This window comes from Lysobacter changpingensis (assembly GCF_017308985.1).
GTDB classification, from domain to species: domain Bacteria; phylum Pseudomonadota; class Gammaproteobacteria; order Xanthomonadales; family Xanthomonadaceae; genus Lysobacter_J; species Lysobacter_J changpingensis.
This window is the reverse complement of sequence record NZ_JADWPE010000002.1, coordinates 226,989-242,475: the sequence shown is the minus strand read 5'-3', so window position 1 is coordinate 242,475 and position 15,487 is coordinate 226,989. Positions and strand designations below refer to the sequence as shown.

Here is a 15,487-nt window from a genome sequence, read left to right as displayed (position 1 = left end):
GGACGTGCAGCGATGATCGAAGCGGTCACCTTCTGGAACGAGCCGAACAACAAATCGCACTGGGACCTCGAACTCGACCCCGAGTGGCGCCTGTACGCGCAGATGGTGAAGACCGCCGCGCAGGCGGTGAAGGCCGAACGTCCGCAGGTGCTGCGCGTGCTGGGCGGCATTTCGCCGATCGATCCGGGTTTCATGTTGCGGCTGCAGGAATTCGATGCCGTCGCCGACCTCGATGCCGTCGCCGTGCACGGCTTTCCGCTCGACTGGAACCTGTGGCCGATCCACGACTGGCGCGGGAAGGTCGCCGAGATCGAGGCCGTCACGCAGCTTCCGGTGTGGGTGACGGAAGTGGGCGTGTCCAGCTTCGGCGCCGAGGAAGTGCAGGAGTTCGGCCTGCGTCGCACGGCCGAGCTGCTGTGCGGACGCGTGGATCGCATCCACTGGTACAGCCTCTACGACCTGCCGCGCGCATGGGAAGCGACCACCCGCCATCGCGAAGCCGAAGGTTCGTCGTACTACCGGCATTTCCACATGGGCCTGCTGCTGGAGGACGGAACGCCCAAGCGCGCGCTGGAACAGTTCGCGCAGTACACGCCGGAACTGGGCATCTGCCAGTGGTTCCACTTCGAGGATCACCGGCTGGACGCCGCCGTGGAGTGGCTGAAACGGCTGGGCGTGAGGCGCCTTCGGACAGGCCTGAGCTGGGCCGACCACCTGCGCCCGGATGCACAGCGCTGGTTCGATCGCATGATGCTGTCGCTGGAGGATTTCGATCTCACCGTGACGTTCTGCTTCACGCCCGAGTCGAAGGGTCTGCGCCCGCACCACACCAGTCCGCCGCAGGAACCTCGAGAGTTCGCCGACTTCTGCGTCGAGATGATGCGTCGTTATTCCTGAGCCGATGACATGAACGCCGGCGCGCCCGCCGCCACGCCACTGGAAACATGGCTCGACCACATGCGCGATGGGCGCTGGGAAGAAGCGTGGCGCGTCACGGACGCGCAGTTGCTGCAGCGTCGTCGTGCATCGTGCTGGCATTGGCCGCGACACGAACAGTACGTGTGGAAGGGCGAGCCCGTCGACGATCGGCGCGTGCTGGTGCGCTGCTATCACGGCCTCGGCGACACGATCCAGTTCGTCCGCTACATGCCGCTGCTGCACACGCGTGCGCGCGAGGTGATCGTGTGGGCGCAGCCGGGACTCGTTCCGCTGCTCGCGCGCACGGACGGCATCGATCATGTTCTCCCATTGCACGATGGCGTGCCTGATGTTCGGTACGACGTCGACGTCGAGATCATGGAACTCGCGCACGTGTTCCGCACGACGATCGAAACGATTCCAGCTGGAGCGCCATACCTTCACGCCGAGCCGCTGCCGTTGCGCGTCGATCCGAAACGGCCGGCAGTCGGGCTCGTGTGGCGCTCCGGCGCGTGGGACGCGCGGCGTTCGATCGGGTTCGCCCGTGTACGACGGCTGCTCGAACTGCGCGGCATCGACTGGTTCATCCTGCAGCCCGACGCGATCGAAGCGGGATGGGATGGCGAGTCGGGCACGTTCCCGGGAGAACTCGACCTCGTTTCCTACGCACGCGCGGTGCGTGCGATGGACCTGCTGGTCACCATCGATTCGATGCCCGCGCACATGGCCGGCGCGCTTGGCGTTCCGGTGTGGACGCTGCTCTCGCACGATCCCGACTGGCGCTGGATGCGCGAACGCGAGGACAGTCCGTGGTATCCGACGATGCGCCTGTTCCGCCAGGCGAAACCCGGCGCATGGGACGACGTGCTCGATCGCGTCGCCGCGCGCCTGCCGAAGTTCATCCAAGCCCGAGCCGGTTGACCAGCGCACCAAGGCGCCCGCGCCGGTATGCGAAGGCGTGGTAGATGGTGAGTGCGGCGCGCGCCCACAGCAGGTAGATCGTGCGGATGCGAAGCGCACGGGCGATGCGGAACATGCGATGGCTCCAGCGCGAGATCGATGCGCGCAGCGCGTAGATCCGCCGTCGTTGCGGCGTCGGCGCGGGCGCGTCGGGCTGCACCCGCTTGCGCGGTGGATCGCTACAACGTGCGAGCCGGAAGGCCAGTCCTTCGCGACGTTGCCGCAGACCCGCCGCCTGCGTCGCGGCCACGAAAGCCGCATCCACCGGCGTGAGTTCGATGCGCCCGGCGTCGCTGGCTTCGCGCAACAGGGCATCGAGGTCCGGCGTACGCACGACCACGACGTTATGGCCCTGCCAGCTCGATGCATACGGCTCGACCCACGCGTCGCCGAAAGACACATCGGCGGTTTCCGCCATCACGTCGTCGCAGGAATTGCATGCCGAATCCATGAAGAATCCCGCGCCCCAGTCGCCATCCACTAGCGGCCACCAGTCGTGACCGCGCGTCTCTCCGTTCTTCAATGCGATCGCGGCGTGATACCAGTTCGCGGGGCGGTCGGGATGCTTCTTGCGGAAATCGATGCGCTGCACCTCGCGCGCGTCGACGCCCATCTGCCATGCAAGGCTCTCGGCGAAGCGCGCGCTCTTCATATGCCCGCAGAACAGGCCGATGGTGCAGGCGATGCGTTCGCGCAGGCGCGGATGACACCGCCGCATCAGCTGCACGGCCTTGACGAAGCAAGGAATCCCGACGATCGCATAACGCCCCGGTTCGCCGAGCATCGTGCGCAACACCCCGGACATCTCCACCGGGTAATAGCGCGAACCCGCACCGGCGCGCACTTCGGCTTCGGTGCGCGAAAGGCGGTATTCGAACAAACGCCCGCTCGCCCCCGGATCCTCGCAGGCGTGCACATGCGCGACGGCGTCCACGCGCCCGCTGCGCAACAGCTCCGACGCCATCCAGCTGGCCAGCCCGCCGGAACTTCCTTGTTGCCGGTAGTCGCCTTCGATCACATGGCCGACGTAGGCCGTGACATGGCGGCCGGTCGCCGGATCGTGCGCCGGCGCATCGGGAAACAGCGCCGACGCGAGCTCGTCCTCGTCCACTGCATCCGACGAGAACGGACAGGTTTTCCCGACGATGGAACCAGCGTTGCGATTCCACGCCCGGGAGCCACTGGGCTTCAGCTGTCCATAGGCATCGAATCGCATCACGGCCGCGCCCGCTTCGGACTGCGCCACGCATCCGCCGCATCCGATGCAGCGGCCCGCGCGAACCATGGCCTGGGGCGTCGGCGCGTTCACGACACGGCCGCCTGCGCCAGCACCGCCTCGCGCAGGAACTCCCGGGACGCCAACCGCAACCGTTCGATACGCGCATCGACGCATGCGGATATCGGCACGTCGAGCACGCCCGCGATGTCATCCGGCGTCATGGCGGGGGCAAGAAGATGCCGCTCGCCGCCGACCTGCTGCATCAGGCAGCGAAGTTTGGTTCCGCGGTACCACGACGCCTCGCAGACGAACGGCCGCCGATGGCGCAGCGCGAACACGCAGCCGTGGAAGAAGTTGGTGACGACGGCGTCGGCGTTCGCGATGAACGGAGCGAACTCGAGGGGGCCCGCCTCGATCCACTGGCGATCCGCCCAATCGTTGCGATAACCGATGCTGACGATCGGCAGGCCGCGTCGATGCGCCCAACCGCGAACCGCGTTCGCGAAACCGGACGAGAATCCGTGGCCGTACAGCGCGACGTAAGCGTGCTCTTCCGTACGGCTTTCGTAAGCATCGAATCCCGGCGGGAATGCCAGGCAGGGATCTAGCACGACGTCGACATCCGCGCCGATCGCGGCGGCCACGAGCGCGCGCGACGCTTCGTCGCGCACGGCAATCGCCTCGAAACCGCGCAGGCGTCGCGCCCATGCCGGATCGAGCCCGCTGGATGTGTCGTGATGGCCGAAACTCGCCGCATACGCGAGCGCCCGCTGCGTCCGCAGTCCCTGCCCATAGAACAGCGGAACGCCGCCGTACCATGGGTGCGAGAGGTTCCACACTTCGTCGCTGCCGACGACGATCGCTTCGTACTCGTCCATGAACCGCGGCGCGTCGAGCGGAAAGCGCGGCGACAGCGGCAGCGTCGCGAACGCCTGGAAGAACCGCAGCATCTTCCGCCGATATGCCGCGCGATCGCCCGTCTGCCCGGGTACCGGACGCAGCGCGCATCGCCATTCAGCGCGATCGACTCGTGCGCTCGCATGATCCAGCAGTTCGGCGCGGTGTCCGAGCGCGCCCAGGCCTTCCACCAGGCATCGCGCCTGCCAGTAGCTGCCGTAATTGATGCAGCGATGAAAGGTGAGTACGCCGATCTTCACGGGCCCGTCCATGCGAAGTGTCGAAGCTTCAACGGTCGCGTCCGCTCATGCCGCCATGACCCGCCTGCTGCTCGTCCGGCACGCCAACACCGAAGCCAACGGCAAGCGCCTGTCCGGGCGCGATGCCGGCATCGGACTCGACCCGGAAGGGCGGAAGCAGGCGCAGTGGCTGGCCGCGCGCCTGGCGCGCCTCCCGGTCGCCAGGGTGTACAGCAGCCCGCTGCGCAGGGCGATGGAAACCGCCGAAGCGATTGCGACGGTAGTGCGTTGCGATGTCGAGCCTCGTGAAGAGTTTCTGGAAATCGAGTTCGGCCGTTGGAGCGGGCTCGACTTCGATGAACTCGCGCGCGACGTGCGCTTTCGCCGCTTCAACGCGTTCCGCAGCTGCGCCGACGTGCCGGGTGGAGAAAGCATGCTGCAGGCACAGGCGCGCATGATCGCGGGACTCTCGCTGGTGCGCGCGCGACACCCCCACGAACGTGTCGTCGTGGTGAGTCACGGCGACCTCATCCGCGCGGCGATCGCGCATTACGCGGGCATCGCGCTCGACCTGTTCCAGCGCATCGAGATCTCGACCGGCTCCCTCAGCGAGATCGAACTCGACGAAGACAATGTCCGCATCCTTCGGATCAACGAAGCGGACGCCAGAGTGTGAAAGCCGCGTCGGTCGAGCCCATCTGTTTCTTCTCGCCGGTTTAAAACCAGGCATGGGACACTCGCTTCCAACCTGAAGGGGCGACCCCTGCGTTACGAAGCGTGGAGTCACGAAGCGGAACCGATGACGTGACAACGTACGGTCGTCCATCCACTCAGGTCATGGAGGTGGACCGGCGAGATCACACGGCATCGAATCCCTTTTTCTCCAACCCCAAGATGGTTTGTGTCGCAAGACGGTTCCTGGTTGGCGTCGATCCGTTGAAGAAGCAACAACAACGCATCGAATCGGACGAAGAACCGTCGCCTCGTATGGACGAGGCTGGTGTTGAGCTTCAGCCGGGCGGGCGCCCGGCGACGACAAGAACGCTACAGCCGCCCGTTACCCGCCGGCGTCAGGACGTGTGAGTCCCGTCCGCGCCGGCGGATCAACCAGCCCGAACGACGTACGCAGGTCGATCCTGCGGCGGTTCCGTTCGGCTCCCCCAGATCACCGGGACGACGCATGCGAACCACGCGCGCGCATTCCCGAAGCACATAGGGAACGGATATGGACGGCGTTGAACGGTCGAAACACAAGGGGCGTCGCCGCGCACTGGTCGCTGGCGGCGCGGGGTTCCTCGGGGCGCACCTGTGCAGGCGCCTCGTCGAAGAGGGGTACGAGGTGGTCGCGCTCGACAGCCTCGTGACGGGGCGTTTGACCAACCTGAGCGGGCTGATGGACGACACCGCGAACGGTCACCGCCTGCGCTTCGTGCGCCATGACGTGACCGAGTCGTTCGACGGTGCTTCCTTCGATCCGATCGCGGACATCGTGTTCAACCTCGCATGCTGCGCCTCGCCCATCCATTACCAGGCGCAGCCGGTGCACACGTTGAAGACCTGCCTGGAGGGCGCGCTCAACCTGCTGCAACTCGCGCACCGCAATCGCGCGCGCATCTTCCAGGCGTCCACCAGCGAGGTCTACGGCGAGCCGGAGACGCATCCGCAGAAGGAAGCCTATCGCGGCGCGGTGAGCACCACCGGCCCGCGCGCGTGCTACGACGAAGGAAAGCGTTGCGCCGAAACGCTGTTCTTCGATTACCGCCGCGAGCATGGCGTGCAGATCAAGGTCGCGCGCATCTTCAACACCTACGGCCCGTTCATGCGCGAGGATGACGGACGCGTGGTGTCGAACCTGATCGTGCAGGCGCTGCGTGGCGAGCCGATGACGATCTATGGCGAAGGCCGGCAGACGCGTTCGTTCTGCTACGTCGACGACCTCGTGCAGGGCATCATGCGGTTGATGGAAACGCCGCCGGGCTTCACCGGTCCGGTGAATCTGGGAAATCCGGTCGAAGTCACGGTGCTGGAACTGGCCGAGCGCATCCTCGCGCTCACCGGCTCGCATTCACGGCTGGTGCGCAAGCCGATGCCCACGGACGATCCGACACGGCGTTGCCCCGACATCTCGCTCGCGCGCACGCAACTGGGCTGGGAACCGCGCATTCCACTCGATGAGGGCCTGCGCCGCACCATCGCCTGGTTCGCAGCGCAGGAGGCCTCGCGCAACGCGCGCGCGATGGAGGTGGATCGTGACTGCGCATGAGACCCGTGGCAACGGCGGTTCCGCCGCGCGCGGACGCGTGCTCATCACCGGCGGCGCGGGTTTCGTGGGCTCGCACCTGGCCGACGAACTGCTGGCGCAAGGCTACCAGGTGCGCGTACTCGATGCACTCGCGGCGCAGGTGCACGGCGAGTCCGCGCAGTGGCCGCAGTACCTGTCCGGCGAAGTCGAACGCATGCAGGGCGACGTGCGCGACGCGCATGCGGTGCGTGAGGCGCTCGACGGCGTCGACCGCGTGTTCCACCTCGCGGCGGCGGTCGGCGTCGGGCAGAGCATGTACGAGATCGAGCACTACACCGATGTGAACAACCGCGGCACGGCGGTATTGCTCGAAGCACTCTCGCGCGCACCGGTGAAGCGGCTCGTCGTCGCGTCGAGCATGAGCGTGTACGGCGAAGGCCTGTACACGGACGCGTCAGGCCGCGCCGTCGCGCCACCCGAACGCGATCCGCACGCCCTGCGCCACGGCGGCAGCTGGGAGCTGCATCTCGACGGCGAGCCGCTCACGCCCGTGCCCACGCACGAAGGCACGCCGCCGATGCCGACATCGGTGTATGCGTTGTCCAAGCTCGACCAGGAGCGCTTGTGCCTGATGGTCGGACAGGCCTATGGCATCCCGACCACGGCGCTGCGTTTCTTCAACATCTACGGCACGCGGCAGGCGTTGTCGAATCCGTACACCGGCGTGCTCGCGATCTTCGCCGCGCGCTACATGAACGGCAAACCGCCGCGCATCTTCGAGGATGGCCGGCAGCGTCGCGATTTCGTGCACGTGAGCGACGTCGCGCGCGCGTGCCGGCTGGCGCTGGAATCCGACGCCGCCACGGGCCGTGCGATCAACGTCGGCAGCGGCGTGTCCCTGTCCATCGCAGAGGTCGCGCACGCGATGGCGCGGGCGCTGGACGTCGAGGGTATTGAGCCGGAAATCACCGGGCAATACCGCGTCGGCGACATCCGCCACTGCTTCGCCGACATCACGCTGGCGCGCGAGCTGCTCGGCTACGCGCCGCGCATGACGCTGGAGCGGGGATTGGCGGAACTGGTCGATTGGATGCAGGGGCAGCAGGCGATCGATCGCGTCGACGCCGCCACGGCGGAGCTCTCCCGGCGGGGATTGCAGCGATGAGCGCGCGTGCGAACGTGCGGCATCCGCGGCGCGAGGGTCCGGTGCTGATCACCGGTGGCGCCGGTTTCATCGGCACCAACCTGGCGACGCGGTTGCTGGAAGAAGGCCATCGTGTCGTGCTCTACGACAACCTGTCGCGTCCCGGCGTGGAGGCGAACGCGCGCTGGCTGCACCAGCGCTTCGGCGAGCGGGCGCGCATCGACGTCGCCGACGTGCGCGACACCGCACGCGTGCGGGCAGCCGTGTCGGATGCATCGCAGATCTTCCATTTCGCCGCGCAGGTCGCGGTGACGTCGAGCCTGCTCGATCCGCGCGACGACTTCGAGACCAACCTCGGCGGCACGCTCAACGTGCTCGAGGCGATGCGCGGGCTCGATGCGCCGCCGACGCTCGTGTTCACCTCCACCAACAAGGTGTACGGCGCGCTGGACGACATCGCGCTGGACATCGCGGGCGAACGCTACCAGCCGCGCGATGCGACGCTTCGTGAGCGCGGCGTGGGCGAGTCCCGGTCGCTGGATTTCCACAGCCCCTACGGCTGTTCGAAGGGCGGGGCGGACCAGTACGTGCTCGATTACGCGCGCAGTTTCGGTCTTCCCGCGGCGCTGTTCCGCATGAGCTGCATCTACGGTCCGCACCAGTGCGGCAACGAGGACCAGGGCTGGGTCGCGCACTTCCTGCGCCGCGCGCTGCGCCGCGAGGCGATCACGATCTATGGCGACGGCCGGCAGGTGCGCGACATCCTGTTCGTGCAGGATCTGGTGGACGCGTTCGTGCGCTGCCAGGCGCAGATGCACGAGCTCGCCGGCCGCGCGTTCAACATGGGCGGTGGACCGGCCAATGCGTTGAGCCTGCGCGAGGTACTCGCGGTCATCGCCGCGCTGGTCGGCCGCGCGCCGCGCACGGAATACGGCCCCTGGCGCGTCGGCGACCAGCGTTACTACGTGTCCGACACGCACGCGTTCCGGCTCGCCACCGGCTGGGCGCCGGTGGTCGACGCGCGCGAAGGCATCGCGCGGCTGCATGATTGGATGATCGAATCGGGCGTTCCCACCCGCGCCCCTGCGACGACGGCAAACACACGGACGCACGCCGCATGAACACGATGCGCTCGGCGGTGTTCGACGGCGACGGACGCATCCACGTGGAGCGCACGTCGCGACCGCAGCCATCGAGCGGCGAAGTGCGCGTGCGATTGCAGGGCTGCGGCGTGTGCGCGTCGAACCTGCCGGTGTGGGCCGGACGGCCGTGGTTCCGCTATCCGTTCGAACCCGGTGCGCCGGGGCATGAAGGCTGGGGCGAGATCGACGAGGTCGGCGATGGCGTCGATGGCTGGCACGTCGGCGACCGCGTCGCCCTGCTGTCGGGCAGGGCATATGCGGAGTACGACGTGGCCGGCGTCGATTCGCTCGCGCGCCTGCCTTCGAACGCGGCAACGCGCCCGCTGCCGGGCGAGCCGCTGGCCTGTGCGATGAACATCTGGCGGCGCAGCGACATCCGTGTGGGACATGTCGTCGCCATCGTCGGCGTCGGCTTCATTGGCGCCTTGATGATCCAGCTGGCGCACCGCGCCGGCGCGCGCGTGATCGCGCTGTCGCGACGTCCTTTCGCACTCGATGTCGCACGCGCGTGCGGTGCCGACGAGGTGCTGTCCACGGAAGACGTGCATGCCGGGATCGGTGCGGTGAAGGAACTCAGCGTTGGCGGCTGCGCGCGCGTGATCGAAGCGGCGGGCGAGCAGGCGACGCTCGACATCGCCAGCGGCATCAGCGCCGAAGGTGGGCGGCTGATCATCGCCGGCTATCACCAGGACGGCCCCCGCCAGGTCGACATGCAGCAGTGGAACTGGCGCGGACTCGACGTGATCAACGCGCACGAACGCGATCCCGTCGTGGCGTTGCGTGGATTGCGCGAGGCGATGGACGCGGTGGAGCGCGGCGCGATCGATCCGTTCCCGCTGCTCACGCACCGGTTTCCGCTCGACCGCATCGGCGATGCGTTCCACACGCTCTCCACCCGTCCGGATGGTTTCCTCAAGGCGATGGTGCTCGCATGAACGCGCGACTGCGACCTTCGACCGACGCGCCGCGGCTGGGCTTCCTTGGCCTGGGCTGGATCGGCGGACAGCGCATGCAGGTGCTGGCCGACAGCGGAATCGCGCAGGTAAGCGCGATCGCCGACAGCAATCCGGAGTGCCTCGATCGTGCCGTGGTGCATGCGCCACAGGCGCGCCGCTGTGGCGACATCGCCGAGCTGCTCGCGATGGACGAACTGGACGGCGTGGTCATCGCGACGCCCAGCGCGGCGCACGCGGTGCAGGCCGTGGCGGCACTCGATCGCGGCCTGGCGGTGTTCTGCCAGAAGCCGCTCACGCGCACCGCGCTCGAGGCGCGACAGGTGATCGACGCCGCGCGTCGCGCGGACCGCCTGCTCGACGTCGATTTCAGCTACCGCCATCTGAACGGCGTCGCTGAACTGCGCGAACGCATCGGCAGCGGCGCGTTCGGCGAAATCTTCGCGATCGACCTGGTCTTCCATAACGCCTACGGGCCGGACAAACCGTGGTTCTACGATCTCGCCCAATCCGGCGGCGGTTGCGTGATGGACCTGGGCATCCATCTGGTCGATCTGGCGCAGTGGATGTGCGGTGCGACGGGGCATGCGGACCTGAACGCGACGCTGCATGCGGGGGGGCACGTGCTGTCGCGCCCTGTGACCGAGATCGAGGATCACGCGTGCGCGCAATGGCGACTCGGCAACGGCACTGGCGTGCGCATCGCGTGTTCGTGGCGGCTCCACGCCGGCCGCGACGCGGTGATCGAGGCCGCATTCCACGGAACGCGCGGCGGCGCGGCGATCCGTAACGTGGACGGCTCGTTCTACGATTTCACCGTGGACGTGTTCGATGGAACGCGCGCCACGCGCATCGCGTCGCCGCCGGACGCATGGGGCGGACGCGCACTGGTGGAATGGGCGCGGCGCCTGCGCGAAGGCACCGGCTTCGATCCGCAGGCGCAGGCGCTGCTCGACGTGGCGCGAACGGTGGATGCGATCTATGGCCGCTGAACGCCTGCGCGTGCTGATGACGGCCGACACGCTCGGCGGCGTGTGGCCGTTCGCGATGGAGTTGTGCGCTCAACTGTCCGCATGCGGCGACCGCGTGCTGCTCGCGGCGATGGGACGCGAGCCCGACCAGGCGCAGCGTGCGCAGGCGGAGGCGATCCCCGGACTCACGCTGGACGCGCGGCCGTACAGGTTGGTGTGGATGCCGGACCCATGGCGCGACCTGCGCGAAGCGGGTGAGTGGCTGCATGCGCTGGCGCGCGGGTTTCGCCCCGACGTGGTGCACCTGAACGACCTGTCGCATGCCCAGCTTCGCTGGACGGCGCCGGTTGTGCTCACCGCGCATTCGTGCGTGTGTTCGTGGTGGCGGGCCGTGCACGGCGAAGCGGCGCCATCGGGATGGAACCGCTACCGCCGCACCGTGGCCGCGACGCTGCACGCGGCGGATCGCGTCGTCACGCCTTCGCGCGCGATGCTGACGGCGCTGATGCGCGAGCATGGTGCGTTGGCGTCGACGCTGGTCGTCCATAACGGTCGCGGCGCGATCGCCGGCGAAACCGCGAAGGAGCCGTTCGTGTTCGCGGCGGGCCGGCTGTGGGATGAGGCGAAGAACCTCAGCTCGCTTGCCGCTGTTGCGTCGGGATTGCCATGGCCGGTGCATATCGCCGGCGATGCACGGCATCCCGGCGACGGGAGCGACGCGGCGTTCGACGGCGTGCATGCGCTTGGCAAGCTCGACAGCGACGAAGTGCGGAAGCAGATGGCGCACGCATCCATCTATGCATTGCCCGCGCGGTACGAACCGTTCGGTCTTTCCGTCCTCGAAGCCGCGCAGGCCGGCTGCGCGCTGGTGCTCGGCGACATCCCGAGTCTGCGCGAAGTGTGGGGCGATGCCGCGCTGTTCGTGCCGCCCGACGAGGCCGGTCTTCTCGAAACGTCGTTAATCAAGCTGATCCGCGACGACGCGCTGCGGCAGGACTTCGCCACGCGTGCACGCCTGCACGCCGCGCGCTACACGCCGGAAGCGATGACGATGCGCTATCGCGCCGCGTACATCGAGCTGATCGCACGACATCGCACCGACACGCGTCTCGTCATGCCCGAGGCCGCCAACGCAGGAGTCCATCCGTGAAGTTCGTCCTGTTCTATCACTCGCTGGTGTCCGACTGGAACCACGGCAACGCGCATTTCCTGCGCGGCATCGTCGCGGAACTGCAATCGCGCGGCCATGAGGTGGCGGTGTACGAGCCGCACGACGCGTGGAGCGTCCGCCAGCTCGTCGCCGATCATGGCGCATCCGCGATCGAGGAATGGCAGGCGCGCTACCCGGACCTGCGCAGCCATCGCTACCGGCGCGAGGGCTTCGACTTCGACGAGGCGCTGGACGGTGCCGACGTCGCGATCGTGCACGAATGGAACGAGCCCGCGCTGGTGGCGTCGGTCGGCGAACACGCGCCGGCGTCGTGCCGCGTGCTGTTCCACGACACGCACCATCGCAGCGTCAGCGCGCCCGATGACATGGCGCGTTACGACCTGCGCGGTTACGACGGCGTCCTCGCGTTCGGCGAGGCGGTACGCCAGCGTTATCTCGAACACGGCTGGTGCGCGCGCGCCTGGGTCTGGCACGAAGCCGCCGACACGCGCGTCTTCCATCCGCTGCCACGACCGGAGGACCACGACGGCGATCTGGTGTGGATCGGCAACTGGGGCGACGGCGAACGTGCCGCCGAATTGCGCGAATTCCTGGTCGAGCCCGTGCGCGACCTCGGCCTGCGTGCGCGGCTGCACGGCGTGCGCTATCCGGCCGATGCGCTGGCGATGCTGAAGGAAGCCGGCATCGACTACCGCGGATGGCTGCCGAACTGGCGCGCGCCGGAGGTGTTCGCGCGCTTCAGGGCGACCGTCCACGTGCCGCGCCGGCCTTACGTGCGCCTGCTGCCCGGTATTCCGACGATCCGCGTGTTCGAGGCGCTGGCCTGCGGAATCACGCTGGTGAGCGCGCCGTGGGACGACGCGGAGCATCTGTTCTCGCCGGGCCGCGATTTCCTCGTCGCGCGCGACGGCGCGCAGATGCGCGAGCAGCTGCGCGCGATCGTGAACGATGCCGACTACGCATCCGGAATTGCCGCGCACGGCGTCGCCACCGTGCTCGCGCGCCACACCTGCGCGCATCGCGTCGACGAGCTGCTTTCGATCGCGTCCTCGATGGATTCCGCCGCGATGGACCGCGCCACGCCCAACGTCCGGAGCCTCTCCCATGCCTAGCCCCCTTCGCATCGCCTTCTTCGGTTCCAGCCTCGTGTCCTCGTACTGGAACGGCGCGGCCACGTACTACCGCGGCATCGTGCGAGCGTTGCACCAGCGCGGGCACCGCGTGACGTTCTTCGAGCCGGACGCGTTCGAGCGGCAGCAGCATCGCGATATCGACGATCCCGGGTGGGCGCAGGTCGTGGTCTATCCGGCCAATGGCGAGGACGACGCGGCACGCGCGCTCGAACGCGCGCGCGGCGCCGATCTCGTCGTGAAGGCGAGCGGCGTGGGTGTGTTCGACGAGTTCCTCGAACGCGAAGTGCTGGCGTTGCGTTCCCCATCGACGTGGGTGGCGTTCTGGGACGTCGATGCGCCGGCGACGCTGGAGCGCATGCTCGGCGATCCCGCCGATCCGCTGCGGGCGCAGGTGCCCAGGTACGATCTGGTGCTCACCTACGGCGGCGGCGATCGCGTGGTCGATGCGTATCGCAGCCTGGGCGCGCGCGAATGCGTGCCGATCTACAACGCGCTGGATCCCGACACGCACCATCCGGTCGAGCGCGACCACCGCTTCGCCGTGGACCTCGCCTTCCTCGGCAACCGGCTGCCGGACCGCGAGGCGCGCGTGCAACGCTTTTTCTTCGATGCCGCGCGGCAGGCGCCGGAGTTCGATTACCTGCTCGGCGGCAGCGGCTGGGACGACGTCGAACTGCCGAGCAACGTCACCCGGCTCGGCCACGTGTCCACGCGCGAGCACAACGCGTTCAATTCGAGCGCGCGCATGGTCCTCAACATCAATCGCGACAGCATGGCGCGCTTCGGTTTCTCGCCGCCGACGCGGGTGTTCGAGGCGGCCGGCGCGGGCGCATGCCTGATGACGGACGCGTGGGACGGCATCGACATGTTCCTCGAACCCGGCCGCGAGGTGCTGATCGCCGACAGCGCCGAGCAGGTGAACCAGCACCTTCGCGCGATCGGCCCCGTGCTCGCGCGCCAGATCGGCGAACGCGCGCGTGCGCGGATGTTGCGCGAACACACCTACGCGCATCGCGTGGTGCAGCTGGAGTCGTTGCTGGAGGCGCGCCTGCGCGCGGCGGCATGATGCGCGCGCCGCTCGACATCGTGGTGATCGGCCTGAGCCTGCGTTCGGCGTGGGGAAACGGACACGCGACCACGTATCGCGCGCTGCTCGGCGCGCTGGAAGCGCGCGGCGATCGCGTGCGATTCCTCGAGCGCGACGTGCCGTGGTACGCGCAGAACCAGGACGCGGCGGGCGAGTGGCCGGGACGGCTCGCGCTGTATTCGGGGCTCGACGAGTTGCAGGACCGGCACGCGGACGAGGTCGCGCACGCCGATCTGGTGATCGTCGGCTCGTACGTGCCGCAGGGCATCGAGGTCGGACGATGGGCGCAGCGCACCGCGCGCGGCATCGTGGCCTTTTACGACATCGACACGCCGGTGACGCTGGCGGCGCTCGCGCAGGAGCGGTGTGGATACGTCGATGCGGACACGATTCGCGGCTACGACCTCTATCTCTCGTTCAGCGGCGGCCCCGCGCTGGAAACGCTGGAACAGCGCTACGGTGCGCCCATCGCCGCGCCGCTGTACTGCTCGGCCGATCCGAAGCGCTATTTCCCGGAAGAACGCGAAGCCGACCATGACCTCGGTTACATGGGCACCTACAGCGACGACCGCCAGCCCGTGCTCGAACGCCTGCTGATGCGGCCCGCGCGCGAATGGCCGGACGGCCGGTTCGTCGTCGCCGGGCCGCAGTATCCGGACGCGATCGAGTGGCCGGGAAACGTCGAACGCATCGAACACCTGCCGCCTTCGGCGCATCGCGCGTTCTACAACCGCCAACGCTTCACGCTGAACGTCACGCGCGCGGACATGGTGGCGATGGGGTTCTCGCCGAGCGTGCGGCTGTTCGAAGCCGCCGCCTGCGGAACGCCGATCGTGTCCGATCACTGGACCGGGCTCGACGCGCTGTTCGAGCCGGAAAGGGAAATCCTGGTCGCGCATTCGGGCGCGCAGGTCGTGCATTGGCTGCAACGCGTTCCCGAGCCGATGCGGCGACGCATCGGCCGCGCCGCGCGCGAGCGCTTCCTCGCCGAACACACGCCGGCGCATCGCGCGCAGGCATTGCACTCGTATTTCGAACGGGCCGCCTCACGGCGCGCCCACGCCGCATCGACGCGCGTGTCCAACGACGCGCGCGTCGTGCACGCACATGCCGGAAGGAAGGAGGACATCGCATGAGCACGCATTCGTCCCATCGGACCACCAACCACGACGAGATCCGCCGCTGGACCGAAGAACGCGATGGCCGCCCCGCGACCGTGCGCGGTACCGCCGATCGCGGCGAGGAAGCGGGATTGCTCCGCATCATGTTCCGCGACGACGAGGACCTGGAGGCGATCGAGTGGGAGGACTTCTTCGAGAAGTTCGACGAGGAGAAGCTCGCGTTCCTCTACCAGGACCAGACCGCCGACGGCGAGGTGAGCCGGTTCTTCAAGTTCGTGCAGCGGGAGTGA

General features: G+C 68.1%; 15 protein-coding genes. 13 read left to right on the top strand and 2 right to left on the bottom strand.

Going from position 1 to position 15,487, the window contains the following annotated elements:
• The first annotated feature begins 12 nt into the window (after window positions 1–12).
• On the top strand, window positions 13–897 hold the full coding sequence (locus tag I4U41_RS02760) for a glycosyl hydrolase (protein WP_206859568.1): 885 nt from the start codon (window positions 13–15) through the stop codon (window positions 895–897).
• Between the two features lie 9 nt (window positions 898–906).
• Window positions 907–1,839, top strand: coding sequence for a glycosyltransferase family protein (locus I4U41_RS02755; RefSeq protein ID WP_206859567.1), 933 nt, complete (start codon window positions 907–909; stop codon window positions 1,837–1,839).
• On the opposite strand, the gene I4U41_RS02750 is transcribed toward I4U41_RS02755, so the two are convergent.
• Together I4U41_RS02750 and I4U41_RS02745 are read right to left on the bottom strand one after the other, a co-directional pair.
• Window positions 1,817–3,124, bottom strand: a complete 1,308-nt coding sequence (locus tag I4U41_RS02750; RefSeq protein WP_206859566.1) for a Coenzyme F420 hydrogenase/dehydrogenase, beta subunit C-terminal domain — start codon at window positions 3,122–3,124, stop codon at window positions 1,817–1,819. The genes I4U41_RS02755 and I4U41_RS02750 overlap by 23 nt on opposite strands.
• Window positions 3,125–3,183: 59 nt before the next feature.
• A complete protein-coding gene (locus I4U41_RS02745; RefSeq protein ID WP_206859562.1) occupies window positions 3,184–4,254 on the bottom strand; it encodes a polysaccharide pyruvyl transferase family protein in 1,071 nt (356 codons plus the stop codon).
• A 55-nt stretch (window positions 4,255–4,309) separates the two neighbouring features.
• On the opposite strand from I4U41_RS02745, the gene I4U41_RS02740 reads away from it, so the two are divergent.
• The 11 genes from I4U41_RS02740 (at window position 4,310) to I4U41_RS02690 (ending at window position 15,487) form a co-directional block, all read left to right on the top strand.
• Complete coding sequence (locus I4U41_RS02740) at window positions 4,310–4,909, top strand: histidine phosphatase family protein (protein WP_206859561.1); 600 nt, start codon at window positions 4,310–4,312, stop codon at window positions 4,907–4,909.
• 549 nt (window positions 4,910–5,458) lie between these two features.
• Window positions 5,459–6,496, top strand: a complete 1,038-nt coding sequence (locus I4U41_RS02735; protein ID WP_206859560.1) for a UDP-glucuronic acid decarboxylase family protein — start codon at window positions 5,459–5,461, stop codon at window positions 6,494–6,496.
• Window positions 6,483–7,640 carry an NAD-dependent epimerase/dehydratase family protein gene (locus I4U41_RS02730; protein ID WP_320415135.1) on the top strand — a complete coding sequence of 386 codons (1,158 nt, stop codon included), beginning with the start codon at window positions 6,483–6,485 and terminating at the stop codon, window positions 7,638–7,640. The genes I4U41_RS02735 and I4U41_RS02730 overlap by 14 nt, the downstream gene beginning before the upstream one ends.
• On the top strand, window positions 7,637–8,740 hold the full coding sequence (locus I4U41_RS02725; protein ID WP_206859556.1) for an SDR family NAD(P)-dependent oxidoreductase: 1,104 nt from the start codon (window positions 7,637–7,639) through the stop codon (window positions 8,738–8,740). Before I4U41_RS02730 ends, I4U41_RS02725 begins: the two co-directional genes overlap by 4 nt.
• A complete protein-coding gene (locus tag I4U41_RS02720; RefSeq protein ID WP_206859554.1) occupies window positions 8,737–9,696 on the top strand; it encodes an MDR/zinc-dependent alcohol dehydrogenase-like family protein in 960 nt (319 codons plus the stop codon). Before I4U41_RS02725 ends, I4U41_RS02720 begins: the two co-directional genes overlap by 4 nt.
• Window positions 9,693–10,706, top strand: a complete 1,014-nt coding sequence (locus I4U41_RS02715) for a Gfo/Idh/MocA family protein (RefSeq protein ID WP_206859552.1) — start codon at window positions 9,693–9,695, stop codon at window positions 10,704–10,706. Before I4U41_RS02720 ends, I4U41_RS02715 begins: the two co-directional genes overlap by 4 nt.
• Window positions 10,696–11,835 (top strand): glycosyltransferase family 4 protein, encoded by a 1,140-nt coding sequence (locus tag I4U41_RS02710; protein WP_206859551.1) that lies wholly within the window; start codon window positions 10,696–10,698, stop codon window positions 11,833–11,835. The genes I4U41_RS02715 and I4U41_RS02710 overlap by 11 nt, the downstream gene beginning before the upstream one ends.
• A complete protein-coding gene (locus tag I4U41_RS18545) occupies window positions 11,832–12,968 on the top strand; it encodes a CgeB family protein (protein ID WP_206859550.1) in 1,137 nt (378 codons plus the stop codon). Before I4U41_RS02710 ends, I4U41_RS18545 begins: the two co-directional genes overlap by 4 nt.
• Window positions 12,961–14,055, top strand: a complete 1,095-nt coding sequence (locus I4U41_RS02700; protein ID WP_206859549.1) for a CgeB family protein — start codon at window positions 12,961–12,963, stop codon at window positions 14,053–14,055. The genes I4U41_RS18545 and I4U41_RS02700 overlap by 8 nt, the downstream gene beginning before the upstream one ends.
• On the top strand, window positions 14,052–15,212 hold the full coding sequence (locus I4U41_RS02695; RefSeq protein ID WP_206859548.1) for a CgeB family protein: 1,161 nt from the start codon (window positions 14,052–14,054) through the stop codon (window positions 15,210–15,212). The genes I4U41_RS02700 and I4U41_RS02695 overlap by 4 nt, the downstream gene beginning before the upstream one ends.
• Window positions 15,209–15,487, top strand: a complete 279-nt coding sequence (locus tag I4U41_RS02690) for a hypothetical protein (protein WP_206859547.1) — start codon at window positions 15,209–15,211, stop codon at window positions 15,485–15,487. Before I4U41_RS02695 ends, I4U41_RS02690 begins: the two co-directional genes overlap by 4 nt.